Here is a 25,269-nt window from a genome sequence, read left to right as displayed (position 1 = left end):
CCTGGTCCCGTGACTATTCGCCTGTACGACACCAGCGCCCGGCAGATCCGTGACTTCTCCCCGCTCAAGCCGGGTTGTGTCTCGATCTACCTGTGCGGTGCCACCGTGCAGGCCGCACCCCACATCGGGCACATCCGGTCGGGTCTGAACTTCGACATCATGCGCCGCTGGTTCGAGTACCGCGGCTGGGACGTCACGTTCGTGCGGAACGTGACGGACATCGACGACAAGATCATCTCCAAGGCGGACCAGCAGAACCGTCCGTGGTGGGCCATCGGCTACGAGAACGAGCGCGCCTTCAACGACGGCTACACCGTGCTGGGTTGCCTGCCGCCCACCTACGAGCCCCGCGCCACCGGCCACATCACCGAGATGGTCGAGATGATGCGTGACCTCATCGACCGAGGGCACGCCTACGAGGCCGACGGCAGCGTCTACTTCGACGTCCGCTCCTGGCCCTCCTACCTGGAGCTGTCCCGGCAGGACCTCGACGAGATGCGCCAGCCCGCCGAGGAGGGCATCACCGGCAAGCGCGACCCGCGCGACTTCGCCATGTGGAAGGCGGCGAAGCCGGGGGAGCCCAGCTGGGAGACGCCGTGGGGCCGCGGCCGTCCGGGCTGGCACCTGGAGTGCTCGGCGATGGCGCACAAGTACCTCGGCACCGCCTTCGACATCCACGGCGGCGGCCTCGACCTGGTCTTCCCGCACCACGAGAACGAGATCGCCCAGGCCAAGGCCTACGGCGACGACTTCGCCCAGTACTGGGTGCACAACGCCTGGGTCACCATGAGCGGCGAGAAGATGTCCAAGTCGCTCGGCAACTCGGTCCTGGTCAGCGAGATGGTCAAGCGCTGGCGGCCCATCGTGCTGCGCTACTACCTCGGCACCCCGCACTACCGCTCGACGATCGAGTACAGCGAGGAGGCGCTGCGCGAGGCCGAGTCGGCGTTCGCGCGGATCGAGGGCTTCGTGCAGCGCGTGGTGGAGAAGGCCGGTGCCGTCGAGCCGGCCGCCGAGGTGCCGCTGGCCTTCGCCGAGGCGATGGACGACGACCTGGGCGTGCCGCAGGCGCTCGCCGTGGTGCACACCACGGTCCGGCAGGGCAACAGCGCGCTGTCCGCCGACGACAAGGAAGCCGCGGTGGCCCGGCTCGCCGAGGTCCGTGCCATGCTCGGCGTCCTCGGGCTCGACCCGCTCGACGCCCTCTGGGCCGGGGAGAGCGACCGCGGCGCCGACCTGCACGGCGTGGTCGACACGCTCGTCCGCATGGTCCTCGACCAGCGCGAGGCCGCCCGGGCCCGCAAGGACTGGCCCACCGCGGACGCCATCCGCGACCAGCTCGGCCAGTCCGGCCTGGTCATCGAGGACAGCCCGCAGGGGCCCCGCTGGAGCCTCGGACCGCGCTGACCCGACCGCGATCCGGAAGATCGATTGTGCCGCCCGGGCCTCCGGGCGGCACACTTCAGACGTACGTACGTACCGCACCCACAGACAGGTAGGTCATGGCAGCCAACAACCGCCGCATGTCCGGCAAGAAGGGCGCGCAGGTCGGCAGTGGCGGCCAGCGGCGCAAGGGCTTGGAGGGCAAGGGCCCCACTCCGCCCGCCGAGATGCGCAAGGGACACAAGAAGAACCGTGTCGCCGGCGCCAAGGCGCGGCAGACCGCGCGCCGTCCCGCGCCCCGGGGCCGCGGCGGCAAGTCCACGTCCGAGCTGGTCGTCGGCCGCAATCCGGTCTTCGAGGCGCTGCGCGACGGCGTGCCGGCGTCCACGCTGTACGTCCAGCAGTTCATCGACAACGACGAGCGCGTCCGTGAGGCCCTCCAGCTCGCCGCCGAGCGCGGTGGGATCAACCTCATGGAGGCCCCCCGTCCCGAGCTCGACCGGATGACGAACGGGCTCAACCACCAGGGCCTGGTGCTCCAGGTCCCGCCGTACGAGTACGCGCATCCCGAGGACCTCGTCGAGGCCGCCGCCGACGCGGGTGAGGACCCGCTGATCGTCGCGCTCGACGGGGTGACCGACCCGCGCAACCTCGGCGCGGTCGTCCGCTCCGTCTCCGCCTTCCGCGGGCACGGCGTCGTCGTACCCGAGCGGCGGGCCGCCGGGATGACGGCCGGTGCCTGGAAGACGTCCGCCGGTGCGGCCGCCCGTACGCCCGTCGCCCGCGCCACCAACCTGACGCGCGCGCTGGAGGCGTACAAGAAGGCCGGCATCGTGGTCGTCGGACTCGCCGCCGACGGCGAGGTCGAACTCGGTGACCTTCAGGCCCTCGGCGGGCCCGTCGCCATCGTCGTCGGCAGCGAGGGCAAGGGCCTGTCCCGGCTGGTCGGGGAGACCTGCGACTTCCGCGTGCGGATCCCGATGCCGGGCGGCGCCGAGTCGCTCAACGCCGGTGTGGCGGCGGGGATCGTGCTGTACGAGGCGGCCCGCCGGCGCCGCTGAACAGGCGTCCGCCGCCTCACCCGTACGGGGTAATTCCGGTGGCATCGGGGCGACAAGGACAAGCTTGACGGGGTCCGGACAGATCCGGCGAGTCAAAGCAGTGTCCTATCCCGACGTCACTCGGTTAGATGAGTGTGGACACCAGAACACCCCGCACACCCACGGGGGAACGCTCGTCGGGACTCGACGACGCTCCCGCGCTGAGCATGGTGAAGGTGCCGAGCGACCCGGCGCAGGTCATCGTCAATCACGCGAGTTTCCGCGTGCAGTTGGGCGTCTCGACGCGTCGCGTCCAGTCCCCCCGGGTCGCACGGCATCTGACCGCCAGCGAGGACACCGCCCGCACCCCCGTCGTCACCGCCCGGGGCGCGGCGGACGGGGCCGCCACGCGTCGCCGGCCCGTCGTCTGGAGCGGCAAGTCCGCGCCCGACGACACCGGCGCCCACCGGCTCCTCCAGGCCGTCCGGCACGAGAGCGTCCGCCACCCCGACGAGTCCGCCACGGACAGCGGGGCCACCCAGGTCATCTCCCGCGTGGGCACCGACCCGCGGGCCCCGGGCTACGGCGCCGGGTACCAGGACGGCGGCTACGGCACCGGCTACGAGGGCGACGGCTACCAGGACGAGCTCACCCAGACCGTCGAGACCCCCGTCGTCGGCCGGCAGCGCACCCACGAGCCCGCCGACGGCACCCGGCTGCTGCCGCCCATGCGCACGGTCGGCAGCGCCTACGACGAACCGGCCTACGACGCACCGGCCTACGACGACCCCGCCTACGCGGAAGGGGAGTTTGAGGACGACGCCGACGAGGCGGACGGCACCGGGCGGTCCGTCAAACGGCACGGCGACGACCCGGCACGGCACGCCTACTACCCGGGCCGCCGGATGAACCTCGGCGTCGTCCTGCTCCCGCTGCGCGTCTTCCTCGGCTTCATCTCCATCTACGCCGGCATGGGCAAGCTGTGCGACCCCGTCTACTTCGACGGCGGCAAGCGCGGCACCATGGTGAAGTGGCTGAACACGCTGCACCCCTGGGAAGTCGCCGAGCCGCTGCGGCAGTTCGCGTTCGAGCACCCGGTCGGATCCGGACTGGCCATCGCCTTCGCCCAGGTCATCGTCGGCGTCCTGACAGTCCTCGGCTGCTGGCAGCGCGTCGCCGCCTGCTTCGGCGCCCTGCTCTCGGCCGCGCTGCTGGTCACCGTCAGCTGGAAGAGCGTCCCCGTCTACGAGACCCCCGACATCATCTACCTCGCCGCCTGGTCCCCGCTGATCATCGCCGGCGCCCCCGTCTACTCCGTCGACGGCCGCCTGGCCGGCAGCGCCTGGCGCCGCCTCGGACCCCGCGCCGACATCTGGGACCTGCGAAGCTACGTGCTGCGCCGCGGCGCCCTCGTCACCGCCGTCGCCACCGGCCTCACGCTGCTCGTCGGCTCGCTGCTCGGCGGCGCCGTCCGCGACTCCGACCGGGTCGTCGTCCCCGGACCCGGCGAGGCCCCGCGCAACGAACTGCCCGGTGCCCCGCTCCCGGACGCCCCTGGCAAGCGGCACCACAAGCGGACCCCGTCGGCCTCCACCTCGCCCACCCAGGGCGCCACGGCCGGCTCGGCCAGTCCCAGCGCGGGCACCACGGCCAGGCCGGGCGCCACCCAGGACGCCGGCGCGGTCACCGGCGGCTCGCCCAGCCAGACCCAGGGCAGCGCGGGCCAGGCCCCGCCCCAGCAGTCCTCCCCGGCCGGCCAGGCCCCGAGCACCACGTCCGGCCCCACTTCCGGCGGCACGGGCTCGACCGGCGGCTCCGGCTCGACCGGCGGCTCGGGCGACGGCGACTCCTCGTCCACGGGCCGGCCGGGCCTGGTGGGCGGCTTGCTGGGGTAGCCGGCCGACCGGCACGAACAGGAACGGGCCCCACACCTCGGGTGTGGGGCCCCTTCTGTGGAAGGCGAGCTCTCAGCGCCCCGACGCCGCCAGTTCCTTCGCGGCCTCCGTCAGATCCTTGGCCGTGTCGATGGCACGCCAATACGACCCCTGAGGGATCGTGAACCCGGCCAGCTTCCGTTCGCGGGCCAGCCGGGGAAACGTCGTGCGCTCGTGGTCCCCGCGGTCGGGCAGCAGGCCCGCGAACCCGGGGGAGAAGACGTACACACCCGCGTTGATCTCGAAGGTCGACGGCGGGGCCTCGATGAAGTCCGTGATGCGGCCGAAGCCGTCCGTCTTCACCGCACCCCACGGCAGCCGCGGCCGCGCCAGGGCCAGCGTCGCGACGGCGTCCCGCTCGGTGTGGAAGTCCGCCATGTCACGCAGCGAGAACCGGGTCCAGATGTCGCCGTTCGTGGCGTACCAGGGCTGGTCCGGGTGGGGCAGATGCGCGGCGGCGTACTTGAGGCCGCCGCCGCGGCCGAGGGGCTCCGACTCCACGACCGTGGTGACGGAGACGGGCAGATCGGCCGTCTCCAGCCACTTCTGGAGCACCTCGGCGAGGTGGCCGCAGGAGACCACCACGTCCGTCACGCCCTCCTCGGCGAGCCAGGACAGCTGATGGCCGATGATCGGTGTCCCCGTCCCGGGGATCTCGACCATCGGCTTGGGCCGGTCGTCGGTGTACGGGCGTAGCCGGGAGCCCTGGCCACCGGCCAGAACGACGGCTTGAACGGGGCGGGACGCGGCGCTCGGATCGCTCATGAGACCGAACTGTACGTGGCGTCCCGCCCGGGACCGCGGCGGACAAAAAATTCTCGCGTCAGCCGCTGCCGGCTTCTCACCTCTCTCGCCGACGGCAGGGCGGGGTGCTCAGGTGTGCGCGGCCGCGACGCCCGTGGCGAAGGCGGTGTCGCAGACCGGGCGGGCGTAGGACTGGGCGCGTGTCGGGCCGTAGACCCGGACGGCGGCCTGTCCGAGGGCGCGGGCGATGGACGTGCAGTGCTTCGCCAGCGACGGGCGGCCGTTGACGGCCTGCTGGAGATGGGTGAGGGCGACGCCGGGGTTCTCCTCCTGGAGTTCGGTGAGCAGTTTGTCGCGCAGGATGTCCTGCGGGGCGCGCTTGACCGCCCGCGGGGTGCCGGCGGACGTGCTGGTGTCCGCGGCGGTGAGCACCGGGTCGGAGGTGCTCCCCGACCAGTTGACTCGGGTGACCGCGAGGGTCCCGGAGAGCACCAGGACGACGGGCAGGACGAAAGCGAGGGAGCGGCCGATCCGGCGGGCGGGGCCCCGGCCGCGTCGCGTCTGTTGGTTAGTGGAGTGCTTCACGCGTGTGAGGGTAGCGCGGGGTAATGGTTTGTAGACATTCAGTCACCGGTTCGGGGGATGAGACAGTGCTCATTTTTGGGTAAGGCGTTGACGCACACCGCTCGAAACGTCCGGTGTGCCGGGGTATTTGTCGACAAGGAGAAGGGCCCCGCAGCAGGCTGCGGGGCCCTTCTCGTCAACTTGGGTGATTCACCCGGGGTTGTGCGTTTGCCGACGGGTCAGTCGGACAGGCGCGCACCCGTGGAGGTCGAGAACACGTGGGTCTCGCCGGCACGCGGGACGACGTGCAGCGTGCTGCCCTTCTCCGGGACGTCACGGCCGCCGACGCGGACGACGATGTCCTTCGTCTCGCCACTGACCTGGGCGGTGCCGTAGACGAAGGCGTCGGAGCCGAGCTCCTCGACCACGTTCACGGTGACCGCGACACCCAGGTCGGAGTCGGCGCCGGCGACGTCGAAGTGCTCGGGGCGGACGCCCACGGTGACCGTCTTGTCGGTGGCGGCGGAGAGCGCGTCACGCTGCACCGGCACGACCGAGTTGCCGAACTTCACGCCGCCGTCGGTGATCGGGACCTCGACGAGGTTCATCGCCGGGGAGCCGATGAAGCCGGCCACGAAGAGGTTGGCGGGCCTGTCGTACATGTTGCGCGGGGTGTCGACCTGCTGGAGCAGACCGTCCTTGAGGACGGCCACGCGGTCGCCCATCGTCAGGGCCTCGACCTGGTCGTGGGTGACGTAGACGGTCGTGATGCCCAGGCGGCGCTGGAGCGAGGCGATCTGCGTACGCGTGGACACACGGAGCTTGGCGTCCAGGTTGGACAGCGGCTCGTCCATGAGGAACACCTGCGGCTCACGCACGATGGCGCGGCCCATGGCGACACGCTGGCGCTGACCGCCGGAGAGCGCCTTCGGCTTGCGGTCCAGGTACTCGCTGAGGTCGAGGATCTTCGCGGCCTCTTCGACCTTCTGCCGGATCTCCGCCTTGTTGACGCCGGCGATCTTGAGCGCGAAGCCCATGTTGTCGGCGACGGTCATGTGCGGGTAGAGCGCGTAGTTCTGGAACACCATGGCGATGTCCCGGTCCTTCGGCGGCAGGTGGGTGACGTCGCGGTCGCCGATGCGGATGGCGCCGCCGTTGACGTCCTCGAGCCCCGCGAGCATGCGGAGCGAGGTGGACTTGCCGCAGCCGGACGGGCCGACGAGGACGAGGAACTCGCCGTCCTCGATGTCGATGTCGAGCGCGTCAACAGCGGGCTTGGTGGAACCCGGGTAGATCCGGGTCGCCTTGTCGAACGAGACAGTGGCCATGGTGAGTGAACCCCTTCTACCGGCAGGAACGTGCCGGACGATCCGAGTAGGAAGGCGGTGCCACGACGGTGTTCCGTTGTGGTGTAGTCCACACGTGTGAACTGGCTCAGGACGGTACCTGGCGTTCACGTGGTCTGTCAGTACCTCCGGCCCTGTGAACTTCGTGGAAATTTTCGAAGACGCCTCACGGCTGCCCGTACCGGTCCGCCAGCGCCGCCACCGCCCGCGCCACGGCCTGCCGCAGCCCGGGCGGCCCGAGGACCTCCGCCTCCGGACCCAGCCGGAGCAGGTCCCCGACCGCCACGGCCTCCGCCTCCACGGGCAGTTCCACTTCCACCCAGCCGTCCGCGTCCGGCGCGCCCGCACCCTGAAGGGCCCGTGCGCCCGCCGCCCCGAACTGCATCGGCAGCAGCCGCTGCCCCCGCGGTGAGAGGCGCAACCGGGCGACACCCTGCTGCAGGGCGGCCTCCAGCCGCCGGGACGACTCCTCCCAGTAGGCGGCCAGGTCGAAGCCGGCCGGACGGTCGAAGAGCTCCCCGGTCTCCTCCACGGTCAGCAGGCGGGACACCCGGTACGTCCGCACGGACTCCTCCGCAAGGGCGACCAGGTACCAGATGCCGCCCTTGAGGACGAGCCCCAGCGGCCGCACCTCCCGGCGCACCTCGCCCCGCCACCGCCGGTAGTGCACGCGCAGCACCCGCCGCTCCCACACGGCCGCCGCCACCGGTTCCAGACACGGCACCGGATCGGCCTCCCGGAACCACGCCGGCGCGTCCAGATGGAACCGCTCCTGCACCCGCCGCGCCTGCCCGGCCAGCTCCGCCGGCAGCGCGGCCTGCACCTTCAGCTGGGCACTGGCCAGTACCGCTCCCAGCCCCAGATCCCGCGCCGGGCCGGGCATTCCGGCGAGGAACAACGACCCGGCCTCGGCGTCGGTCAGACCGGTCAGCCGGGTCCGGTAGCCGTCCATCAGCCGGTAGCCGCCCTCCGGCCCCCGGTCCGCGCACACCGGCACCCCCGCCGCGCCCAGCGCCTCGACGTCCCGGTAGACCGTGCGCACCGACACCTCCAGCTCGGCGGCGAGCTCGGGCGCGGTCATCCGCCCGCGGTTCTGGAGCAGCAGGAGCAGGGAGAGGAGCCGGTCGGCACGCATGGGAGCCATTGTCCGGTGTACGCGCCCGTACCTGACAGGAGATGTCAGGTACGGGGGACAGAGTGGTGTTCCCAGACGGGCCGCACGGCCACCGGCTGATCTTCGAGAGGACCCACCCATGCCCGGCACCCGCACCACCACCGGACACTTCACCTTCGCCGACTGGCAGGAGCGCGTGATCGGCCCGGGGGAGGACGCCAACCCCCGGCTCGCCCACGCCTCCGTCCGGAACACCTTCAGCGGCGGCATCGAGGCGGCCGGGACGCTCTGCGAGTACTCCATCGTCTACGTCACCCAGAAGACCGGCTCCTTCGCCGGCATGGAACTGATCACGGGCCGGCTCGACGGGCGGGAGGGGAGCTTCGCCGTGGAGGAGCGGGGGTGGTTCGGCGAGGACGGGACGGTGCACTGCACGTTCGAGGTGGTGCGGGACTCCGGGAGCGGGGAGCTGGCCGGACTGCGGGGGAAGGGCGATTTCACCGCGTGCCACGGGGAGGCGACCGTGGCGTACCGCTTCGAGTACGAGCTGGAGTGAGCCCGGGCGGGACGGAACTTCGTGGCTCGGGGTAACGGGCTCTGTGTACAGTGGTGCCGCCCTCGCGTACGGCGTTGTAGTACGCGGTGCCTCCTTAGCTCAGATGGCCAGAGCAACGCACTTGTAATGCGTAGGTCGTCGGTTCGAATCCGACAGGGGGCTCCGGTGGAAGCCCGGGTCAGATCGTCTCTGGCCCGGGCTTTTTTCTGTTCTGGACGTCGCTGAGGGCGTCGGTGCTGTCCACCCACTGGTCGATCGCGCCGGTGTCGGGCAGCGAGCGGAGGGCCGGGTCCGTGATGCGGGCGCGCAGTGCCGTCGTGAAGCGTTCCGCGTGGAGGACCTGGAACGGGCGGCTGTGGTACGGGCGGGTGGTGGGGTCGACGGGGGCCGTGAGCGCGAGGTCGTTGTGGTGGGTGGCGACGGTCTCGTAGGCGTGCTCGAGGTGGTGCTCGCGGGTGTGCCAGTCGGGGGCCGCCAGCGCCGCGGTCAGGGTGGGGGTGAGCGCCGCGCCCAGGGGAGTCGCGGTGAAGGCGGTGCCGAGCCACTTGCTGTAGGGCGGGTAGCGGCGGTCCATGAGGAGGCTCAGGCGCATCAGGTCGCGGATCAGACGGGCGGCCACGATCGCGGAGCCGAGTTCGTCGCCCACCTCGCCGCAGCGGCCTACGAAGGCCTCCTCCTGCGAGATGCGTTTCCACTGACAGGCCAGGACGTACAGCCAGATCTCGTGTGGGTACCAGCGCAGGGCGGTGCGGGCCGGGGCGAGGCGGCCGAGGCCGTCGTGGAAGACGGCGCCGGTGGTGACCTCGGCCAGGCGCTGGGTGGACGTGGCCAGCCAGTCCGCCGTGGTGACGCCCTGGGCCGGGTCGAAGCCGAGCCGGTCCGTGAACCAGGTGGCGGAGTCCGTGATGTCGACGCGGTGGTGGACCGGGCCGTCGGTGCCGGCCATGACGCGGATGTCGGTGCCCGGGTCGTCGCCGGTGCGGGCGAAGTGGGTGGGGTGGCCGAGGAAGGTCTTCGGGAGGCGGTGGGAGAGGAGGTCGGTGAGGCGGGGGCCGTGGGGCTCGGCGTCCTCCGGGCGCAGGAAGAGCTGGAGGCGCGGGCCCCACTCGTGGTCGGCCGAGCGTGCGGTGTCGTAGCCGAGGACCTCGGAGCCGCTGCCGAGGCGGGCGGCCGAGTGGGGCAGGCCGGGGAGGGCCTCGTGCAGGAGGGGGCGTACGGCCTCGGTGTAGAAGCGGCGGGAGAGTTCCAGGCCGGGGAGGAAGGAGGGCATGGATCAGCCGGTGTGGTCGCGCAGGCGGCGGGCGATCTCGAGCTGGTCGTCGTCCAGGGGGCGGCCGTCCTCGATGTCCCACAGGGCGTTCTGGAGGAGGCGGCCGAGGGTCCAGGCGCGGGCGCGGGGGCGGTCCAGGGCGAGGACGTCGGTCATGGCGTCGAAGCGCCAGAGGATGTCGTCGGGGTCGTAGCGGTTGTCGATGGCCGGCCACAGCTCGAAGGCGGGGTCGCCCGCGAGTGGCTTGGGGTCGATGGCGAGCCAGGGGGCGCGGTCGCAGGCGAGGACGTTCTCGTCGTGGAGGTCCCAGTGCAGGAGCCGGTCGCCGGGTTCGTCGACGACCTCGCGGACGGCGGCGGCGCAGTCGGCGACGAGGCGGCGGGCCTCGGGGTCCGGGATGCGGTCGAGTGCCCACGGGGTCTGGTCCAGCATGGCCCGGGCGATGTCGCCGAGGCGGCGCATGCCGGGCGGGGCGGGGAAGGAGGTGAGGTGGGCGAGGAGTTCGGCGATGGTGACGACGGCCTGGTGGGGGTCCGGGACGTGGGACAGCATCCGGGTCTCGTCGAGACGCTCCAGCAGCATGGTGCCGGTGGGCTCGTCGTGGTCGAGGAGACGGACCGCTCCGTCGCCGTCCCAGACGCGCAGCGCGACCGGCTCGCCCTCGCTCTCCTCGTCGCGGATCTGCAGCTTGAGGACCGCGGGGCCGCCGTCGGCGCGGCGGACCGGGAGGACCAGGGCGGACACGCCGTGCATGGGCGGCCCGTCGGGCTCCAGCCCCCAGCGGTCGAGGAAGCCGGCCGTCAGGTCCGGCAGTTCCTCGATGAAGGCGCGGCCCGCCTCGCCGTTGAACTTCTCCTGTGACGCTGCCAGTTCCCGGGGGATGTCGATCACTTTCGGCACGGTAGTGGGGTGGGCCGGGCGGGTCATGTGAATTAACCCGGGCCGGGACGGGATGGGCCGGCCCGGCGTCTCGGATTTCTCACGGGCGCCGTGTCGTACCTGTGTGCGAGCATCTCGCCAACGACCACTGATCCAGGGGGGATTGCCTTGTCGGACAACGACGCCTGCCCGAGACCGAGACCGAGATCCAGATTCAGATCCAGGTCCGGATGGCGAGTGAGACGTGGGCGGGCCGGCGCGTCCGCCGTCGTCGTCTCGCTGTTCGCCTCACTGCTGGGCCTGACGGGGGCGGGCTCCGCCCAGGCCGCCGCCGAACCGGAGTGTGCGCCGCTCGCGCTCGCGCCCTTCGGGGATCCGGGTGACGCCGTCGGCAAGGTCACCGTCCCGGCTCAGAGCAGCGCCTGCTTCACGGTGACGGCCGCCTCGGCCGGTCTGCACTTGGTGACGCTGGACGACAGTCAGAACAACGCCTACGCGCAGATGTTCGACGCCGACGGCGCCGAAGTCGACTGCTTCGACGAGGAGTACCGCGCCGAGGGCTGGTGCCAGGTGCCCGCGGCCGGCACGTACACCGTCAAGGTCGTCAACAGCGGCTGGGTCGACGACGAGCGGACCGAGCTCACCGTCGTCCCGCTCGGCTCGGGCACCCGCGGTTGCGCCGAGCCGGTCGGCACCGGCTGGGACCGGCCGGCGGTGATCCGGAGCGCGGCGAGCCCGCTGGCCGTCGACTGCCAGGCCTTCGAGGGCCGGCCCGGTGAGCGGATCCGGCTGACGGTCGGCACCAAGGTGTACGGCGAGTCGGTCGCCTGGATCACCGACGCGACCGGCGCCCGCGTCTGCGAGCACTTCCCGGAGGACGGCGAGGACAGCTGCGTCCTGCCCGGCCACGGCCCCTACCGGGTGCTGTCGAGCGTCTCCCGCGCGGAGAGCGGCTTCCCGGCCGAGTACGCGCTTCAGGTGCGCCGGCTGAACGACCCGCAGGGCTGCGCGACCGCGTCGGTCCTGCCCTACGGCCCGATCGAGCCACGGGAGTTCGGCACGGACGCCTGCTACACCTTCTCCGTCGCCAAGGCCGGGCCGTACACCGTGCACTACGTGGACCAGGACCGGTCGGCCGGGGCGGTCCGGGTGTACGACGCAGGCGGCAGGACCGTGTGCCAGTCCGGCACCGACCCCTGCCGGATCCGCGAGGCGGGCACCTACACGGCCGTGCTCGGCACCAACGCCTTCGCGCCGTCCCGTGACCGGCTGGTGGTGTTCGACCGTGCCTCCGACGCCGGCTGTGTCGCGATCGAGGCCGGCCTGTACAAGGGGAAGCTGAGCACCGTCGGGCAGTACGACTGCCTGACCCTGCCCGTGCCGAAGGGCGGCCGGATCGCCGCGCTCACCTCGCAGACCTCGGCCGGGCTGACCCCCGAGGTGGAGGTCCTGGACCGGGACGGCACCCCGCAGTGCGACGGGGAAGCACTCCGGGGCGGTGACTGCGCGCTGACCGGTGAGGCGCCGTTCCGCGCGCTGGTGCACACCGAGGACAGCGGCGACACGGCCACGGGCCCGTACGCGGTCGCCTTCCACCGCACCGACGTCGCCGAGGGCTGCCCCGTTCTGCCCGCGGGCAGCTTCGCCGCGGGCGGTGCGAAGGCCACGCTGACCACGGGCGACGGCGTTTTCTCGCACTGCCTGGGGATCCCGGCCGGCGCGCACTCCAGCACCGAGCTGCTTCAGCTGACCGCGACCTCGGGGACCGCGCCGGCCGGGTTCTCGGTGCTGGACCCCGACGGCAAGCGGGTCTGCGAGCGCTACGCCGCGACCGACGGCTGGACGATCTGCTCCCTGACCCCGGGCAAGGCCCACACGGTGCTGGTGACCGGCCGGGACGAGGCAGCCACGTACTCCCTGACCCGGCGTGACGTCACGGCGAGCGCCTCCGCCGCGGGCTGCGCCAAGGCCGCTGCGGTGAAGGTCGGCGGCGCGTCCGTGAAGGGCGTGTCCGGAGCGCCGGGCACCATCACCTGCCACCAGGTGACCACGGGCGCGGCGACCGACGTCGTGCACGTCAATGTGCGGGACGCCCTCGGCACCGCCAACAGCGCGGTCATCGCCGGGGACGGCCGCGTGGAGTGCTCCTTCCGCAACTCGCCCTGCGCGGTGAGCGGTTCGACCACCCACCAGGTCCTCGTACAGACGCCGACCCGTCTGCAGGCGGCTCCCGAGTACCGTCTGGACGCCCTGCGCATCGCGACCGCCGACGGGCCCGCCGCGGAGTGCGCCGCGGTGCCGTCCGTGGCGTTCGGGTACGGGCCGGTCACCGGCACGCTGGACGAGTCGCGCACCGCGATGTGCGCGGCGCTGCCCACCGCCGGGTTCGACCGGTTCGAGACCGACATCAAGGACACCACCGGCGCCGCCACCGCGGCAGTGCCCGTGCTGTACAACACGTCCACCTGGAAGAACGGCTGCACGCACTTCATTCCGGAGGGCTACGACTGCAATGTGCTGGGCTCGTCCTCGGGGAGTACGCCGTCGCTGTTCCTGCTCGGCCTGCCCGAGAAGGCGGCCGGCACGGCCTACAGCGCCAAGCTCACCTGCTCGTCCGCGCTCTGCGGCACGGAGAAGACGGACGTCACCGCCGTCAGCCCCGGCACCGGGGCCGCCGGCACCAAGGTGAAGCTCACCGTCACCGGTACCGCGCTCGGGCCGGACGTCAGGGTCCAGCTCAGCCAGGCCGGAAAGACGATCACCGCGCCGGCGGACTCGGTCTCCGCGGACAACCGCACGGTGACCGCGACCGTCGACCTGACGGGTGCGGCGACCGGCACCTGGAACATCAGCGTGTACACGCACGGCCGGGAGTTCCAGCGCGGCACCTTCACCGTGACCCCCCAGCCCGGGCTGGAGAACACGGCGGCCCCGAAGGTGACCGGCACGCCCAAGGTGGGCGCCAAGGTCACCGCCGCGCCGGGCACCTGGTCGGCGACCCCGTCCTCGTACACGTACCAGTGGAAGGCGGACGGGACGGCGATCGCCGGTGCGACCGCATCCGCGTACACGATCCCCGCGGCGCAGGCCGGCAGGAAGCTCTCCGTGACCGTGACGGCGGTCAAGACGGGCTGGCGCAGCGGGTCCGCGTCCTCGGCGGCCGTGACCGTGGCCAAGGGCGACGCGCCCAAGGCGACCAAGCCGCCGGTGATCAGCGGGACGGCGAAGGTCGGCCGGACACTGAAGGCGTCCACCGGCACGTGGAGCCCGGCCGCGACCTCGTACGGGTACCAGTGGTACGCGAACGGCAAGGCGATCAGCGGGGCGACCAAGTCATCGCTGGTGCTGAAGGCGGCGCAGCAGGGCAAGAAGATCACCGTGAAGGTGATCGCGCACCGCACCGGGCACAAGGACGGCTCGGCGCTCAGCGCGGCGACGAAGGCGGTCGCCCGCTGACCCGTCCTGGCCGAGCCCTGTGAAGAGGAGGTGTCACGGCTCCAGGACCACCTTTCCGATCGTCCCCCGGCTCTCCAGCGCCCGGTGCGCGGCCGCGGCCTCGCGGAGCGGGAAGCGTTGTACGGCCGGGGCCAGACGGCCGGCGGCGGCCTCGGTGAGGGCGCGCAGTTCGAGGGTGCGCACGGGGTCGGGGCCGCCGGCCTTCCGGAGCATCACGGGGCCCAGGACCTGCTCGGAGACGCCCTCGACGAGGTAGGGGCCGCCGTCGTGGATGCCGTCCGCGGACCAGCCGAAGACGATGTGCTTGCCGCCGGGGCCGAGCAGGGCGACGGCCTCGCGGGCCACATCGCCCCCGACGCCGTCGAAGACCACGGTCGCGGCCCGGCCGCCGAGATGGGCACGGACCTTCGCGGGCCAGGCCGGGTCCTTGTAGTCGACGGCGAGATCGGCGCCGCCCGCCTGCACGCGGGCGACCTTCTCCGGCCCGCCCGCGAGGCCGACGACCGTGGCGCCGGCGTTCTTGGCGTACTGCGCGAGGAGCGTGCCGATGCCGCCGGCCGCGGCCGGGACGACGGCCACCGAGTCGGGGCCCAGCTCGGCGAACTGCAGGATCCCCATCGTCGTACGGCCCGTGCCGATCATGGCGACGGCCTCGGCGAAGTCCAGGTTCTCCGGGATCTCGTGCAGGCGCTCGGCCTCGGTGACGGCCAGTTCGGCATAGCCTCCGGGGACGAAGCCGAGGTGGGCGACGACCCGCTTGCCGAGCCACAGGCCCGCGACGCCCTCGCCCAGGGACTCGACGACACCGGCGACCTCGCGGCCGGGGATGGTGGGCAGGGGCGTCGGCTCGGGCGCCGGGCCCTGTCCGCCTTCGCGCAGGGCGGTGTCGAGGAGGTGGACGCCCGCCGCCCGTACGGCGACACGGACCTGGCCGGGGCCCGGTCGCGGGTCCTCGACCTGCTCGTAGGTGAGGTTCTCGGCCGGGCCGAAGGCGTGCAGGCGGATGGCGCGCATGGGAACTCCTCGTCGATGCGTCCGGCGCACGTGCGTGCGTCCGGTGCTCATGGGTTCGTCCGGTGCGCCCAGCCTTCAACCTCAAGCTTGCTTGAGGTCAAGCTCCCGCCGGCCGAGCGCCAACGACACCGCCGTCAGGGCGCTGTTGAAGGAGACCTCCGACAGCACGCCCGGGGCCGCGACCTGGTCGCCGGCGAGGTAGACACCGTCGCCCCGGTCCACGGCCGGCCGGTCGCGCCAGCTGGTGCCGGGCAGATCAACCGCGCCCGTACGGCCGTTCGCGACGGCCTCGCGCCGCCAGGTGACGCGCTTGCGCCAGCCCGGGAAGCCCAGATCGAGCAACTGCTCGGCGCGGGCGGTGCCGTCGGCCTTGGACTCGTGCGGGGCGATGGGGATCTGCCCCTGGATGAGCTGCCGGCCGGCCGGGGCGAGGCTGCGGTCCTGGGCGGTGAACCGTTCGAGCCAGCCGGGCGCGTCGAGGTCGGAGACCGCGAACGCGTCCCCGCGCCGCGTCCGTACGGCGAGGTCGACGAGGACGGTACGGCCGCTCGGCCAGGTCAGGGAGTCGTCGCCGAGCAGGCGCCGGGCGGCGTCGAGGGAGGTGGCGACGATGACCGGCGTGTCGGTGGGGAGCGTGTCGACGCGGGACAGCGTCTCCATCCGGACGCCCAGGTTCCAGGCGCGGGCGGCCATCCGGTCGATGAGGGTGGCCCAGCCGCCGCGCGGGTAGTGCGCCTCGGGCGGCAGCTTGGTGGCGCGGCGCAGGCGCTCCTGCACGAACGCGGCCGACAGGGAGCCGGGGTCGTGGTGGAAGAGGGCGACGGCCGAGTAGTGGGCGGCGGCCCGGGCCCCCTCCTCGCCCGCGATGCCGGTCGCCCAGGTCAGGAAGTCGACGTCGGCGGGGGCCTGTTCGGCGGTCCGGCGCAGCAGCTTCAGCATCGGGAAGGGCGGGGTGCGGCGCAGCACGCCGTGGTGCCGCAGCCGTAGCCGGGCGGCCTCCAGGGGCGGGATCGGCGCGAGCGGCCCGATCAGGTCGCGCTGCTTGAGCCAGGTCCAGTGCGGGCCGCCGTTGTAGAGGGCGTGCGGGCCCTCGTTCGTGCGGTAGGGGCCCTCGGCGGTGCGGGCCCGGCCGCCGAGGGTGTGGTGGGCTTCGTGGATGGTGACCTTGGCGCCCGCCTCGGCGGCGGTGATCGCGGCGGTCAGTCCGGCGAAGCCGCCGCCGATGACGGTGATGCGGTGCATGGCTGGGGGTCTCCCTCGGGTCGGGGTCGCCTTTTGCGAGTACGACCGGCCGAGGGCACCGGAATGTGACATGGCCGGTGTTCCCGCAGGTCAGGGCCGGTTGTCAGTGGCGGGGTGCAGCATGGGGGCATGGCGAGGAGAGCGGCTGGCGGTACGGGTGTGAAGGGCGCGCGGCGACCGGAGGTGCGGCTGCCCGCGCTGGAGCCCCACGAGGGCGGTGCGCTGGAACCGGACGGGGACTACGACGGGCTGGACTTCCGGGGAGCGGACTTCACCGGGCAGGACGGGTCGGGCGCCCGCTTCATGGACTGCGCCCTGACGGACTGCGCGCTGGACGAGACCGGGCTGCGGCACGCCCGCGTCCTGGACTCGACTCTCACCGGAGTCCGGGGCGTCGGCACCGATCTCGCCGAGGCGACCCTGCGCGATGTGGAGCTGACCGATGCCCGGCTCGGCGGGCCGCAGTTGCACGGGGCGGTGCTGGAGCGGGTGCTGGTCCGCGGCGGCAAGATCGACTATCTGAACCTGCGCACGGCCCGGCTCAAAGACGTCGTCTTCGAGGGCTGTGTCCTGGTCGAGCCGGACTTCGGCGGCGCCCGCCTGGAGCGCGTGGAGTTCGTGGACTGCGCGCTGAAGGGCGCCGACCTCCACGCGGCGACCCTGACGGACGTCGATCTGCGGGGTGCCGCGTCCCTGGAGATCAGCCGCGGGCTGGACCGGCTGGCCGGGGCGGTGATCAGCACGGCGCAGCTGCTGGATCTGGCGCCGGTGCTGGCCGCGCAGTGGGGGATCCGCGTGGAGGGCTGAGCCCCGGCGGGGTCTACGGAAGGCGGGGGAAACGCGCCTGGAGCGTCCAGATCGCCGGGTTCTCGGCGAGGTCGTCGTGCAGGTCGGTGAGGTCGGCGATCAGGTCGTGCAGGAAGTCGCGGGCCTCGCGGCGCAGTTCGGTGTGGGAGAAGGTCAGAGGGGCTTCCTCCGCCGGCATCCAGTCGGCCTCGATGTCCACCGACCCGAAGCGGCGCTCGAAGAGCATTCGGTCGGTCGACTCGGTGAAGTCCAGCTCCGCCCGCTGCGGCCGGGACGCCCGGGAGCCCGCCGGGTCCCGGTCGATCCGCTCCACGATGTCGCACAGCGCCCACGCGAAGTCGAGCACCGGCACCCATCCCCAGGCCGTGGACACCTCCCGGTCCTGCTCGGTGTCCGCCAGATAGACGTCACCGCAGAACAGGTCGTGCCGCAGGGCGCGGACGTCCGCACGGCGGTAGTCGGTCTGCGGCGGGTCGGGGAAGCGGTTGGAGAGGGCGTAGCCGATGTCGAGCACGGATGTGATGGTGTCACGCGCCCGTAGGATCTTGATCGTGGCCCGATCTGTACGTCTTGTCCCTGTCCTGCTCGTCTGCTGCGCTCTCGCCGGTACCGCGTGCGGCGGCGGAGTCCACGGCACCCCGGGCGGTTCCGGCGTACGCGATCCGTACTTCCCGAAGGCCGGCAACGGCGGCTACGACGTCACCCACTACGGCCTGCGCCTCGGCTACGCCCCGGACGCACATCACCTCACCGGCACGGCCACCCTCACCGCCCGGGCCACCAAAGCCCTCTCCGCCTTCAACCTCGACCTGCTCGGCCTGGAGGTCGGAAAGGTCACCGTCGGCGGCGAGACCGCCCGCTGGAACCGTGCCGGGCAGGAACTCACCGTCCGGCCGCGTGAGGATCTCGACGAGGGCGAGACGTTCCGCGTGACCGTCGGCTACTCCGGGGCGCCCGAGACCGTCACCGACCCGGACGGCTCCAAGGAGGGCTGGCTGCGCACGACGGACGGGGCCCTCGCGCTGGGCGAGCCCGCCGGGTCGATGGCCTGGTTCCCCGGCAACCACCACCCCTCCGACAAGGCGGCGTACGACCTCACGGTGACCGTGCCGCGGGGACTGCGGGCCGTGTCCAACGGGGAGTTGCGCGGCGAGACGACCGCGCGGGACCGGACGACCTTCCGCTGGCACACCGCCGAGCCGATGGCGAGCTACCTCGCCACGCTCGCCATCGGCCCCTACGACATCTCCCGCACCACCGCCCGGGACGGCCTGCCCGTCTACACGGCCGTCGACCCGGCGGAGAAGAAGGGGAGCCGCGCGGTCCTCGCGCGGATCCCCGAGGTCCTGCGCTGGGCGGAGCGGCGGTTCGGCCCCTACCCCTTCTCCTCCACCGGCGCGATCGTCGACCGCGCGGCCGACATCGGCTACGCCCTGGAGACCCAGAGCCGTCCAGTGTTCCCCGGCGCCCCCGACATCACGCTCCTCGTCCACGAACTCGCCCACCAGTGGTACGGCGACTCCGTGACGCCGGAGAGCTGGCGGGACATGTGGCTCAACGAGGGCTTCGCGACGTACGCGGAGTGGCTGTGGGAGGAGGACCACGGCGGCGAGACGGCGCAGGAGAGCTTCGACGCGCTGTACGACCACGGGGAGCAGACGTACGAGGACCTCTGGTCCTTCCCGCCCGGGAAACCCACCGACGCCGCGCACCTCTCCGGAGCCCCCGTCTACCAGCGCGGCGCCATGGTCCTCCACAAGGTCCGCCAGGCGGTGGGCGACGAGGCGTTCGGCGACATCCTCCGCGGGTGGGCGGCGGCCCATCGCCACGGGAACGCCGACACGGCCGGCTTCACGGCGTACGTCGAGAAGCAGGCGCCCGGGAAGGACGTCGACGGCATCTGGGAGGACTGGCTGTACGGGGAGGGGAAGCCGGAGCGGCCCTGAGGGTGCGCTAGGGCGTGCTGAGTTCCTTGCGGAGCACCGCACAAGGGCGCTTCATCTGCAGGTCCTCGCGACGGTCGATGACCTCGTAGCCGAGGGCCGTCCAGAAGGCCAGGGCCTTCGGGTTGTTGTCGAGGACGGCGAGGCGTGCGGCGGTGCGGCCCGCCGTGCGGAAGCGGTCCTCCACGAGCGTGGCCAGGCGGCGGCCGTGGCCCTGGCCGTGCAGGCTCGCGTCCACCATCAGCAGGCCGATCCAGGGGTCCGGATCGGCGGGGTCGGGGTGGTCGGCGAGGGTGATCGAGATCCCGGTCAGGCCGCCGAAGCTGCGGGCGAGCAGCACCTCGGTGCCGGGCTGGGTCCATTCCTCCGACAGGGCGTGTGCCACCTGCTCCGGGCGGATGTCGTGCGGGTCGGGGAAGTCGCCGGTGAGGGCGTGGAACGCGTGGTTGGAGGCGTAGAGGGCCGTGAGTTCCGCGAGGAGGGGTTCGGGGAGGGAGCGGCCGGGGGGTGGTGGGAGAAGGGGGTCGAGGATCACGTCGAGAACGTATCGCGGGCGGCGCGGGGAGGGGCGGGGACGCGGAAGCCCCCGGGCCGGTGGACCGGCGCCGGGGGCTTCCGCGGCAGGTGAGGGCGTCCGTCAGACGTTCACGCCGAAGTCCTGGGCGATGCCGACCAGGCCCGAGGCGTAGCCCTGGCCGACTGCGCGGAACTTCCACTCCGCGCCGTTGCGGTACAGCTCGCCGAAGACCATGGCCGTCTCCGTGGCGGCGTCCTCCGACAGGTCGTAGCGGGCGATCTCGGCGCCGCCGGCCTGGTTGACGATGCGGATGTAGGCGTTGCGGACCTGGCCGAAGTTCTGCGAGCGGTTCTCGGCGTCGTAGATGGACACCGGGAAGACGATCTTGTCGATGTCGGCCGGGAGGGCGGCGAGGTTGACGTTGATCGCCTCGTCGTCGCCGGCGCCCTCACCCGTGCGGTTGTCACCGGTGTGGACGATGGAGTTGTCCGGCGTCTGCTTGTTGTTGAAGAAGACGAAGTGGGCGTCCGAGTAGACCTTGCCCTGCGTGTTGACCGCGATCGCGGACGCGTCGAGGTCGAAGTCCGTGCCGGTGGTGGTGCGGACGTCCCAGCCGAGGCCCACGGTGACGGCGGTCAGGCCCGGAGCCTCCTTGGTGAGCGAGACGTTGCCACCCTTGGACAGGCTTACAGCCATTGTTGGGAGTCCCTTCCCTCGTTTACGTACGGCAAAGAAGCTACAGCTACCCCCATGAACGCGGAGAGGGGTACGCGAGGTTCCAGGTCCTTTACTTTCTTTACGCGCGATTATTCGGGTGACGTGGACTGGTCAGGAGCGGGAACATGGAGGGCATGTCCGGTCCCCACGTCATCCGCGGCTCCGTCTCCCTGCCCGAGGCCGAGCTCATCTGGCGTTTCTCGCGGTCGTCGGGGCCGGGCGGGCAGCACGTCAACACCAGTGACTCGAAGGTCGAGCTGAGCTTCGACCTGGCGAGGACCGAGGCGCTGCCCGAGGTGTGGAAGAAGCGGGCGCTGGAGCGGCTGGCCGGGCGCCTGGTCGACGGGGTCGTCACCGTGCGTTCCTCCGAGCACCGCTCCCAGTGGCGCAACCGCGAGGCCGCCGCCGTACGCCTCGCCGCGCTCCTGGCCGAGGCGACCGCACCCCCGCCCAAGCCCCGCAAGCCGACCCGGATCCCCCGGGGCATCAACGAGCGGCGCCTGCGCGAGAAGAAGCAGCGCTCGGAGACCAAGCGGGGCCGCTCCGCGCAGAACTGGAACTAGGTCAATTCCAGCACTCCGACCGTCTGGCCTCCGCTGGTCTCACCGTTGAGGCGGAAGCCGAGCCCCACGTAGAAGCCCTCCGGGCCGTCGGGGCCGGGGTGCCAGGTTACGTAGAGCTGCTTGGCGCCGCGCCGGCGGAGTTCCTCCGCGACCGACTCGACGGCGAAACGGCCGTAGCCCCTGCCCTGCTCCCCGGCCGCGATGTTCAGCCGCCACAGGCCCGAGCGCCGCACGCTGCCGTCCTCGTACCAGTCGATGTCGAGGAAGGCCATCAGGAAGCCGACCGGGCGGTCGCCGTCGACGATCAGACGGGGCCAGGCGACGCCCGGATGGACGTAGGCCTCGGCGAGGGACTTCACGACGGGGGAGACCGCGTGCTCCTGGTCGGGGCGGACGGCGATGCCGAGGGCGGCGTCGAGATTCGCCGGGGTGATCTCTGCGAGGCGCGGGCCGGTCCTGGTCATGCGCGCACCATAGGCGGGCGGATCACCGCCGGGCCAACCGTTTCCTCAGCCCAACTGCCGGTATCGGCCACGGAAATACGTCAGCGGGCCGCCTTCCGCGCTCGGCACCCGGGCCGTCAGGACGCGGCCGATGACCAGGGTGTGGTCGCCGGCCCGGACCCGCTGCTCCGTGCGGCACTCCAGGACGGCCAGGGCGCCGCCGACCAGGGGCGCGTCGGTGTACTCGCCGCGTGTGTACGGGATGTCCGCGAAGAGCAGACGGTCGCTGACGCGGCCCTTCATGGCGAAGCGGCCCGCGATGTGCCGCTGGCTCTCGGACAGGACCGAGACCGCCCACAGGGGCTGCTCGTCGAGCAGCTCGTCCATGCGGGAGCCCTCGCGCAGGCTCACCAGCACCAGGGGCGGGTCCAGGGACACCGACATGAAGGCCGTGGCCGTCATGCCCACGTCCTCGCTGCCCGGCGCCGAGGGGTCGTCCGGGTCGAGGGGCGGCTCCTGCGCGGTCACCAGGACCACGCCCGAGGCCAGCCGGGACATGGCGGCGCGGAACTCGTCGTTGCTCACCCCCTCAGCATGCCCGGAGGCGGGCGACGGAATGATCGGGGACGTGGCTGTGGGAGTGTTCGGCACGCCCGAAACGCTAGTCTCCGTCTCCGGCGTCCCGCATCGGGCTCCCGCCGGATCACGGACTTAGGACTCCCGACGGACTCCCGACGGACGCCCGACGGACTTCCGACGGACGCCCGACGGACTCCGGAAGGGCGTGGGGACATACATGTGCGCAACCTGACAAAGTTTGCGTTCGGTAGCCGCACGTGAAGAACGCAGAAACTCCACTCAATTGTTCAGGTTTGCCTGTGACTTGAGTCACAAGGGGCAGGAATTGTTGACCCTGTGTACCGAGTGGGCAGCGCGCTGTGATTCAGTGGCTGGGAAGCTGCCAGGACGATACGCCGATGAGAACCCTTGATTCGCTGCGAGGTCTCGGGGGGAGGGCGAGCATGGAGACCGAGTCGGAGCCCTACGTCCGCCTTGCGTCCCTGCGGCAACTGCACCAGGTCATGGCCGACATGAACACGGCCCGCAGCCTGGCGGACACACTGCAGACCGTCGCGGAGGGCGTCGTCGCCGCCCTCGGGTACGAGCTGGCGTGCGTGAACCTCGTACGGCCCGACGGCGACCTCGTCGTCGCCGCCTTCGCCGGGAACCCCGCCGCCGAGGCCCTCATCACCGGCCGCGTCGGCTCGCGCGAGTCCTGGGAACGCCGCCTCGGCATGGGCGAGCACTGGGGCGACCTGGTGTTCATACCGCACACCGAGGGCTGGGTCCTCGACGACGACGACGTCCCGCAGTGGTACACCGACGGCCCCGCCCCCCGCTTCGAGGACGAGTGGCACCCGGCCGACCGGCTCTTCGCCCCGATGTACGCGCCCGGTCCGCAGGGCAGCGCGGCCTGCGGCGAGCTGATCGGCGTGCTGTCCGTCGACCGGCCGCGCAACGGCCGCCGCCCCGGCGCCTGGGGCCGCGAGGCGCTCCAGATGTACGCCTTCCAGGCCGCCATCGCGATCAGCAACGCCCGGCTGCGCGCCAACATGCAGCGGGCGCTCGTCCGGCTGGAGCGCGAGCAGCAGGCGCTGCGGGCCAGTGAGGAAAGCTTCAGGCAGGCCTTCGAGTACGCCCCCTCCGGCATGGCCATCGCCGAGATGGGCGGCGACCAGCACGGCCGGATCCTGCGCACGAACGACGCCCTGTGCCGACTGCTCGGCCGCCCCGCCTCCGCGATGCGCCGCTACTCGTTCTCCGACCTGGTCCACCCCGAGGACATAGGCACGCTCCTGCGCACCTCCGCCGAGGGCGGCCGGGCCGAGCTCCGCCTCGGCCGCCGGGACGGCACCTACGTCTGGGTCAGCCTGCGCAACAGCGTCGTCGCGGACGCCGCCGACGGACCGCGCTTCCTCCTCACCCACGTCGAGGACATCGAGGAGCGCAAGCGCCGCGAGCTCCAGCTCGCCCACCGCGCCTCCCACGACTCGCTCACCGGCCTGCCGAACTCCGCCGAACTGCGCTCCCGCCTGTCCGCTCGCCTGTGTCAGCGCGCCACTCCGCAATCCGCCGTCGTCGAGTCCCACGACGCGGCGTACGGTCATCCCGACTTCGACGTGGTCGGGCCCGGCTTCGACTTCCGGCAGGGCGTGGAGCCGTACGACGCCTACGACCACCATGTGCACACCGTCGCCCCGGACGGCGATCACGACGACGGCACCAAGGGCCTCGCCGTCCTCTTCTGCGACCTCGACGGCTTCAAGTCGATCAACGACCGGTTCGGGCACAACGCGGGTGACGCGGTTCTCATCGAGGTCGCCCGCCGGCTGAGCAACGGCGTCCGCGACGGCGACACGGTCGCCCGGCTCGGTGGTGACGAATTCGTCATCCTCGCCGACGGGCTCGGCCGCGCCGACGCGCAGGACCTCGCGGTCCGGCTGCGCAACGAGATCATCCAGCCCATCCGCGCCGAGGGGCGGGCCGTCCGGGTCGGCGCCAGCTTCGGCATCGGATGGGCACACTGTGGAATGACGGCGGACGAAGTGTTGAAATCCGCTGACGAGCGGATGTACGTCGAGAAACGATCTCGTCCCAAACAGCACAGACGCGCGGGCTGAGCCCCAGGTCAGCGAGTGGATGCGGTCTGAGTCACCCGTTTGGGTCACTGGGAGCGGGTAGGCTCGCTCTCTCACGACCCGTACCGCATGCACCGCACCTGACTGAGGAGACCAAGGGATGACGCCCGGCAACAACGGCGCGAGCACGCCCGAGGACGACGACCCGTTCGGCTATCTCTACGCCGACGGGCAGGCCAACGGGGCCCAGCCGCCGTCCGGGGGTTATGGCTACCCGAACTCGGTCAACCGGGTGCGGGCGGTCGGCACACGCCAGTACGGCCAGCAGGCGTCCTACGGCCAGGCCCCGCAGCAGCAGAGTGCTCCCGGCCGGCCGAACGCGCACTACGCGGCACCGGAGACGCTGCCCGGCGGCGCGCCCACCGCGCAGCAGCAGGTGCCGGGCGGCGGTGGCGGTGGCCGTGGCGGCCGCGGGCCGAACACCAAGGGTCTGCTGATCGGTGCGATCGCGGTGGTCGCGGCGGTCGTCATCGGCATCGGCGTGGCCATGCTGGGCGGCGAGAAGGACCAGAGCAACACCGACGACCAGGCGGGGACGACCCCGACCCAGTCCCAGAACGCGAAGCCGAGCCCGTCGCCGAGCAAGGGCGGTCAGAGCGAGGTGGAGCTGCCCAAGACCGACGCGAAGGCGTTGCGGCTCGGGCCGGGCGTTTCGACGGCGTCGGACTTCAAGGGCGCGAAGGCCGACGGTGGCGTCTATGTGACGGGTTTCAACCACGTCGGAGCGACCGTCACCTGGACTGTCGACGGCATCAAGAAGGCCGGCACCTACCGGCTGTACGTGAACTACGGCGTCCCGGGCGTGGACGCCAACGCGACCGTGGTGGTCAACGGCGAGGCCAACAGCAAGCCGCTGAGCATGGCGAACTTCGGGAACACGCCCAAGGGCGACTGGGAACAGGGCTGGAAGAACACCTGGGCCAACGTGAACCTGACCAAGGGCACCAACACCATCGAGCTCGCCTGCAACGAGGGCAACCAGTGTGACGCCGTCATCGATCAGCTGTATCTCACGGGTAAGGACGGGTGAGCAGAGGC

At 72.0% G+C, this 25,269-nt stretch carries 23 protein-coding genes and 1 tRNA gene; 11 read left to right on the top strand and 13 right to left on the bottom strand.

All coding sequences use genetic code 11. The features are described 5' to 3' along the window. Positions 1 to 9: 9 nt before the first annotated feature. The 3 genes from cysS (at position 10) to QF034_RS18300 (ending at position 4,318) form a co-directional block, all read left to right on the top strand. Positions 10 to 1,407, top strand: a complete 1,398-nt coding sequence (gene cysS, locus QF034_RS18310; protein WP_307175993.1) for a cysteine--tRNA ligase — start codon at positions 10 to 12, stop codon at positions 1,405 to 1,407. Positions 1,408 to 1,502: 95 nt separating this feature from the next. Further along, positions 1,503 to 2,444, top strand: coding sequence for a 23S rRNA (guanosine(2251)-2'-O)-methyltransferase RlmB (gene rlmB, locus QF034_RS18305; RefSeq protein ID WP_307175992.1), 942 nt, complete (start codon positions 1,503 to 1,505; stop codon positions 2,442 to 2,444). Positions 2,445 to 2,572: 128 nt separating this feature from the next. After that, positions 2,573 to 4,318, top strand: a complete 1,746-nt coding sequence (locus QF034_RS18300) for a DoxX family protein (RefSeq protein WP_307175991.1) — start codon at positions 2,573 to 2,575, stop codon at positions 4,316 to 4,318. Positions 4,319 to 4,390: 72 nt separating this feature from the next. Here QF034_RS18300 and QF034_RS18295 read toward each other — a convergent pair whose 3' ends face one another. The 4 genes from QF034_RS18295 to QF034_RS18280 all read right to left on the bottom strand — a co-directional run bounded on the left by QF034_RS18295 (position 4,391) and on the right by QF034_RS18280 (position 8,146). After that, complete coding sequence (locus tag QF034_RS18295) at positions 4,391 to 5,122, bottom strand: nucleotidyltransferase family protein (RefSeq protein ID WP_307175990.1); 732 nt, start codon at positions 5,120 to 5,122, stop codon at positions 4,391 to 4,393. A 108-nt stretch (positions 5,123 to 5,230) separates the two neighbouring features. Beyond that, the gene (locus tag QF034_RS18290; protein ID WP_307175989.1) at positions 5,231 to 5,686 is read right to left on the bottom strand and encodes a hypothetical protein; all 456 of its coding nucleotides are present in this window, start codon (positions 5,684 to 5,686) and stop codon (positions 5,231 to 5,233) included. A 218-nt stretch (positions 5,687 to 5,904) separates the two neighbouring features. Beyond that, complete coding sequence (locus QF034_RS18285; RefSeq protein WP_307175988.1) at positions 5,905 to 6,993, bottom strand: ABC transporter ATP-binding protein; 1,089 nt, start codon at positions 6,991 to 6,993, stop codon at positions 5,905 to 5,907. A gap of 184 nt (positions 6,994 to 7,177) precedes the next feature. Then, the gene (locus tag QF034_RS18280) at positions 7,178 to 8,146 is read right to left on the bottom strand and encodes a helix-turn-helix transcriptional regulator (RefSeq protein ID WP_307175987.1); all 969 of its coding nucleotides are present in this window, start codon (positions 8,144 to 8,146) and stop codon (positions 7,178 to 7,180) included. 118 nt (positions 8,147 to 8,264) lie between these two features. Here QF034_RS18280 and QF034_RS18275 point away from each other — a divergent pair, with 118 nt between their 5' ends. Both QF034_RS18275 and QF034_RS18270 read left to right on the top strand, forming a co-directional pair. Beyond that, positions 8,265 to 8,681 carry a DUF3224 domain-containing protein gene (locus QF034_RS18275; protein ID WP_307175986.1) on the top strand — a complete coding sequence of 139 codons (417 nt, stop codon included), beginning with the start codon at positions 8,265 to 8,267 and terminating at the stop codon, positions 8,679 to 8,681. An 88-nt stretch (positions 8,682 to 8,769) separates the two neighbouring features. Continuing rightward, positions 8,770 to 8,843: transfer RNA gene (locus QF034_RS18270), tRNA-Thr, on the top strand. 16 nt (positions 8,844 to 8,859) lie between these two features. On the opposite strand, the gene QF034_RS18265 is transcribed toward QF034_RS18270, so the two are convergent. Both QF034_RS18265 and QF034_RS18260 read right to left on the bottom strand, forming a co-directional pair. After that, positions 8,860 to 9,951 carry a DUF4037 domain-containing protein gene (locus tag QF034_RS18265; RefSeq protein WP_307175985.1) on the bottom strand — a complete coding sequence of 364 codons (1,092 nt, stop codon included), beginning with the start codon at positions 9,949 to 9,951 and terminating at the stop codon, positions 8,860 to 8,862. Positions 9,952 to 9,954: 3 nt separating this feature from the next. Further along, positions 9,955 to 10,878 carry an aminoglycoside phosphotransferase family protein gene (locus QF034_RS18260; RefSeq protein WP_370880813.1) on the bottom strand — a complete coding sequence of 308 codons (924 nt, stop codon included), beginning with the start codon at positions 10,876 to 10,878 and terminating at the stop codon, positions 9,955 to 9,957. A gap of 189 nt (positions 10,879 to 11,067) precedes the next feature. Between QF034_RS18260 and QF034_RS18255 the strand changes: the two genes are divergently transcribed. Beyond that, on the top strand, positions 11,068 to 14,286 hold the full coding sequence (locus tag QF034_RS18255; protein WP_307175983.1) for a Tat pathway signal protein: 3,219 nt from the start codon (positions 11,068 to 11,070) through the stop codon (positions 14,284 to 14,286). A gap of 33 nt (positions 14,287 to 14,319) precedes the next feature. Here the strand turns inward: QF034_RS18255 and QF034_RS18250 are convergent, their stop codons facing one another. Together QF034_RS18250 and QF034_RS18245 are read right to left on the bottom strand one after the other, a co-directional pair. After that, entirely contained in the window at positions 14,320 to 15,300 is a 981-nt protein-coding gene (locus tag QF034_RS18250) for a zinc-binding dehydrogenase (protein ID WP_307175982.1), read from the bottom strand. 81 nt (positions 15,301 to 15,381) lie between these two features. Further along, complete coding sequence (locus QF034_RS18245) at positions 15,382 to 16,542, bottom strand: NAD(P)-binding protein (protein WP_307175981.1); 1,161 nt, start codon at positions 16,540 to 16,542, stop codon at positions 15,382 to 15,384. A gap of 129 nt (positions 16,543 to 16,671) precedes the next feature. Here QF034_RS18245 and QF034_RS18240 point away from each other — a divergent pair, with 129 nt between their 5' ends. After that, positions 16,672 to 17,349: a pentapeptide repeat-containing protein gene (locus QF034_RS18240; protein WP_307175980.1), complete on the top strand. Its 678-nt coding sequence runs from the start codon at positions 16,672 to 16,674 to the stop codon at positions 17,347 to 17,349. Between the two features lie 13 nt (positions 17,350 to 17,362). Here the strand turns inward: QF034_RS18240 and QF034_RS18235 are convergent, their stop codons facing one another. Beyond that, entirely contained in the window at positions 17,363 to 17,863 is a 501-nt protein-coding gene (locus tag QF034_RS18235) for a hypothetical protein (RefSeq protein ID WP_307175979.1), read from the bottom strand. Between QF034_RS18235 and QF034_RS18230 the strand changes: the two genes are divergently transcribed. Next, positions 17,853 to 19,295, top strand: a complete 1,443-nt coding sequence (locus QF034_RS18230; protein ID WP_370880812.1) for a M1 family metallopeptidase — start codon at positions 17,853 to 17,855, stop codon at positions 19,293 to 19,295. The genes QF034_RS18235 and QF034_RS18230 overlap by 11 nt on opposite strands. Positions 19,296 to 19,302: 7 nt before the next feature. On the opposite strand, the gene QF034_RS18225 is transcribed toward QF034_RS18230, so the two are convergent. Both QF034_RS18225 and QF034_RS18220 read right to left on the bottom strand, forming a co-directional pair. Then, a complete protein-coding gene (locus QF034_RS18225; RefSeq protein WP_307175978.1) occupies positions 19,303 to 19,827 on the bottom strand; it encodes a GNAT family N-acetyltransferase in 525 nt (174 codons plus the stop codon). Positions 19,828 to 19,929: 102 nt separating this feature from the next. Then, a complete protein-coding gene (locus QF034_RS18220; RefSeq protein WP_010035999.1) occupies positions 19,930 to 20,505 on the bottom strand; it encodes a TerD family protein in 576 nt (191 codons plus the stop codon). A 146-nt stretch (positions 20,506 to 20,651) separates the two neighbouring features. Here QF034_RS18220 and arfB point away from each other — a divergent pair, with 146 nt between their 5' ends. Then, positions 20,652 to 21,089: an alternative ribosome rescue aminoacyl-tRNA hydrolase ArfB gene (arfB, locus tag QF034_RS18215; RefSeq protein ID WP_086564441.1), complete on the top strand. Its 438-nt coding sequence runs from the start codon at positions 20,652 to 20,654 to the stop codon at positions 21,087 to 21,089. On the opposite strand, the gene QF034_RS18210 is transcribed toward arfB, so the two are convergent. Then, positions 21,086 to 21,553 (bottom strand): GNAT family N-acetyltransferase, encoded by a 468-nt coding sequence (locus QF034_RS18210; RefSeq protein WP_307175977.1) that lies wholly within the window; start codon positions 21,551 to 21,553, stop codon positions 21,086 to 21,088. The genes arfB and QF034_RS18210 overlap by 4 nt on opposite strands. A gap of 45 nt (positions 21,554 to 21,598) precedes the next feature. Next, complete coding sequence (locus QF034_RS18205; protein WP_307175976.1) at positions 21,599 to 22,183, bottom strand: flavin reductase family protein; 585 nt, start codon at positions 22,181 to 22,183, stop codon at positions 21,599 to 21,601. Positions 22,184 to 22,554: 371 nt separating this feature from the next. On the opposite strand from QF034_RS18205, the gene cdgB reads away from it, so the two are divergent. Continuing rightward, on the top strand, positions 22,555 to 24,213 hold the full coding sequence (gene cdgB, locus QF034_RS18200) for a diguanylate cyclase CdgB (protein ID WP_307175975.1): 1,659 nt from the start codon (positions 22,555 to 22,557) through the stop codon (positions 24,211 to 24,213). Positions 24,214 to 24,331: 118 nt separating this feature from the next. After that, positions 24,332 to 25,261, top strand: a complete 930-nt coding sequence (locus QF034_RS18195; RefSeq protein WP_307175974.1) for a carbohydrate-binding protein — start codon at positions 24,332 to 24,334, stop codon at positions 25,259 to 25,261. Positions 25,262 to 25,269: the final 8 nt, after the last annotated feature.

This window comes from Streptomyces africanus (genome assembly GCF_030816955.1).
GTDB classification, from domain to species: domain Bacteria; phylum Actinomycetota; class Actinomycetes; order Streptomycetales; family Streptomycetaceae; genus Streptomyces; species Streptomyces africanus.
Note: the sequence above shows the minus strand (reverse complement) of the source record. Positions and strands in the feature narration are given on the sequence as shown.

Excerpts from the sequence above, each read along its gene's own strand:
- QF034_RS18240 (WP_307175980.1), top strand. The coding sequence starts at position 16,672 with ATGGCGAGGAGAGCGGCTGGCGGTACGGGTGTGAAGGGCGCGCGGCGA.
- QF034_RS18210 (WP_307175977.1), bottom strand. The coding sequence starts at position 21,553 with ATGACCAGGACCGGCCCGCGCCTCGCAGAGATCACCCCGGCGAATCTC.
- QF034_RS18250 (WP_307175982.1), bottom strand. The coding sequence starts at position 15,300 with ATGCGCGCCATCCGCCTGCACGCCTTCGGCCCGGCCGAGAACCTCACC.
- QF034_RS18275 (WP_307175986.1), top strand. The coding sequence starts at position 8,265 with ATGCCCGGCACCCGCACCACCACCGGACACTTCACCTTCGCCGACTGG.
- QF034_RS18285 (WP_307175988.1), bottom strand. The coding sequence starts at position 6,993 with ATGGCCACTGTCTCGTTCGACAAGGCGACCCGGATCTACCCGGGTTCC.
- QF034_RS18280 (WP_307175987.1), bottom strand. The coding sequence starts at position 8,146 with ATGCGTGCCGACCGGCTCCTCTCCCTGCTCCTGCTGCTCCAGAACCGC.
- arfB (WP_086564441.1), top strand. The coding sequence starts at position 20,652 with ATGGAGGGCATGTCCGGTCCCCACGTCATCCGCGGCTCCGTCTCCCTG.
- QF034_RS18260 (WP_370880813.1), bottom strand. The coding sequence starts at position 10,878 with ATGACCCGCCCGGCCCACCCCACTACCGTGCCGAAAGTGATCGACATC.
- QF034_RS18300 (WP_307175991.1), top strand. The coding sequence starts at position 2,573 with ATGAGTGTGGACACCAGAACACCCCGCACACCCACGGGGGAACGCTCG.
- QF034_RS18220 (WP_010035999.1), bottom strand. The coding sequence starts at position 20,505 with ATGGCTGTAAGCCTGTCCAAGGGTGGCAACGTCTCGCTCACCAAGGAG.
- QF034_RS18265 (WP_307175985.1), bottom strand. The coding sequence starts at position 9,951 with ATGCCCTCCTTCCTCCCCGGCCTGGAACTCTCCCGCCGCTTCTACACC.
- QF034_RS18245 (WP_307175981.1), bottom strand. The coding sequence starts at position 16,542 with ATGCACCGCATCACCGTCATCGGCGGCGGCTTCGCCGGACTGACCGCC.
- cdgB (WP_307175975.1), top strand. The coding sequence starts at position 22,555 with ATGGAGACCGAGTCGGAGCCCTACGTCCGCCTTGCGTCCCTGCGGCAA.
- QF034_RS18295 (WP_307175990.1), bottom strand. The coding sequence starts at position 5,122 with ATGAGCGATCCGAGCGCCGCGTCCCGCCCCGTTCAAGCCGTCGTTCTG.
- QF034_RS18195 (WP_307175974.1), top strand. The coding sequence starts at position 24,332 with ATGACGCCCGGCAACAACGGCGCGAGCACGCCCGAGGACGACGACCCG.
- rlmB (WP_307175992.1), top strand. The coding sequence starts at position 1,503 with ATGGCAGCCAACAACCGCCGCATGTCCGGCAAGAAGGGCGCGCAGGTC.
- QF034_RS18230 (WP_370880812.1), top strand. The coding sequence starts at position 17,853 with ATGTCGAGCACGGATGTGATGGTGTCACGCGCCCGTAGGATCTTGATC.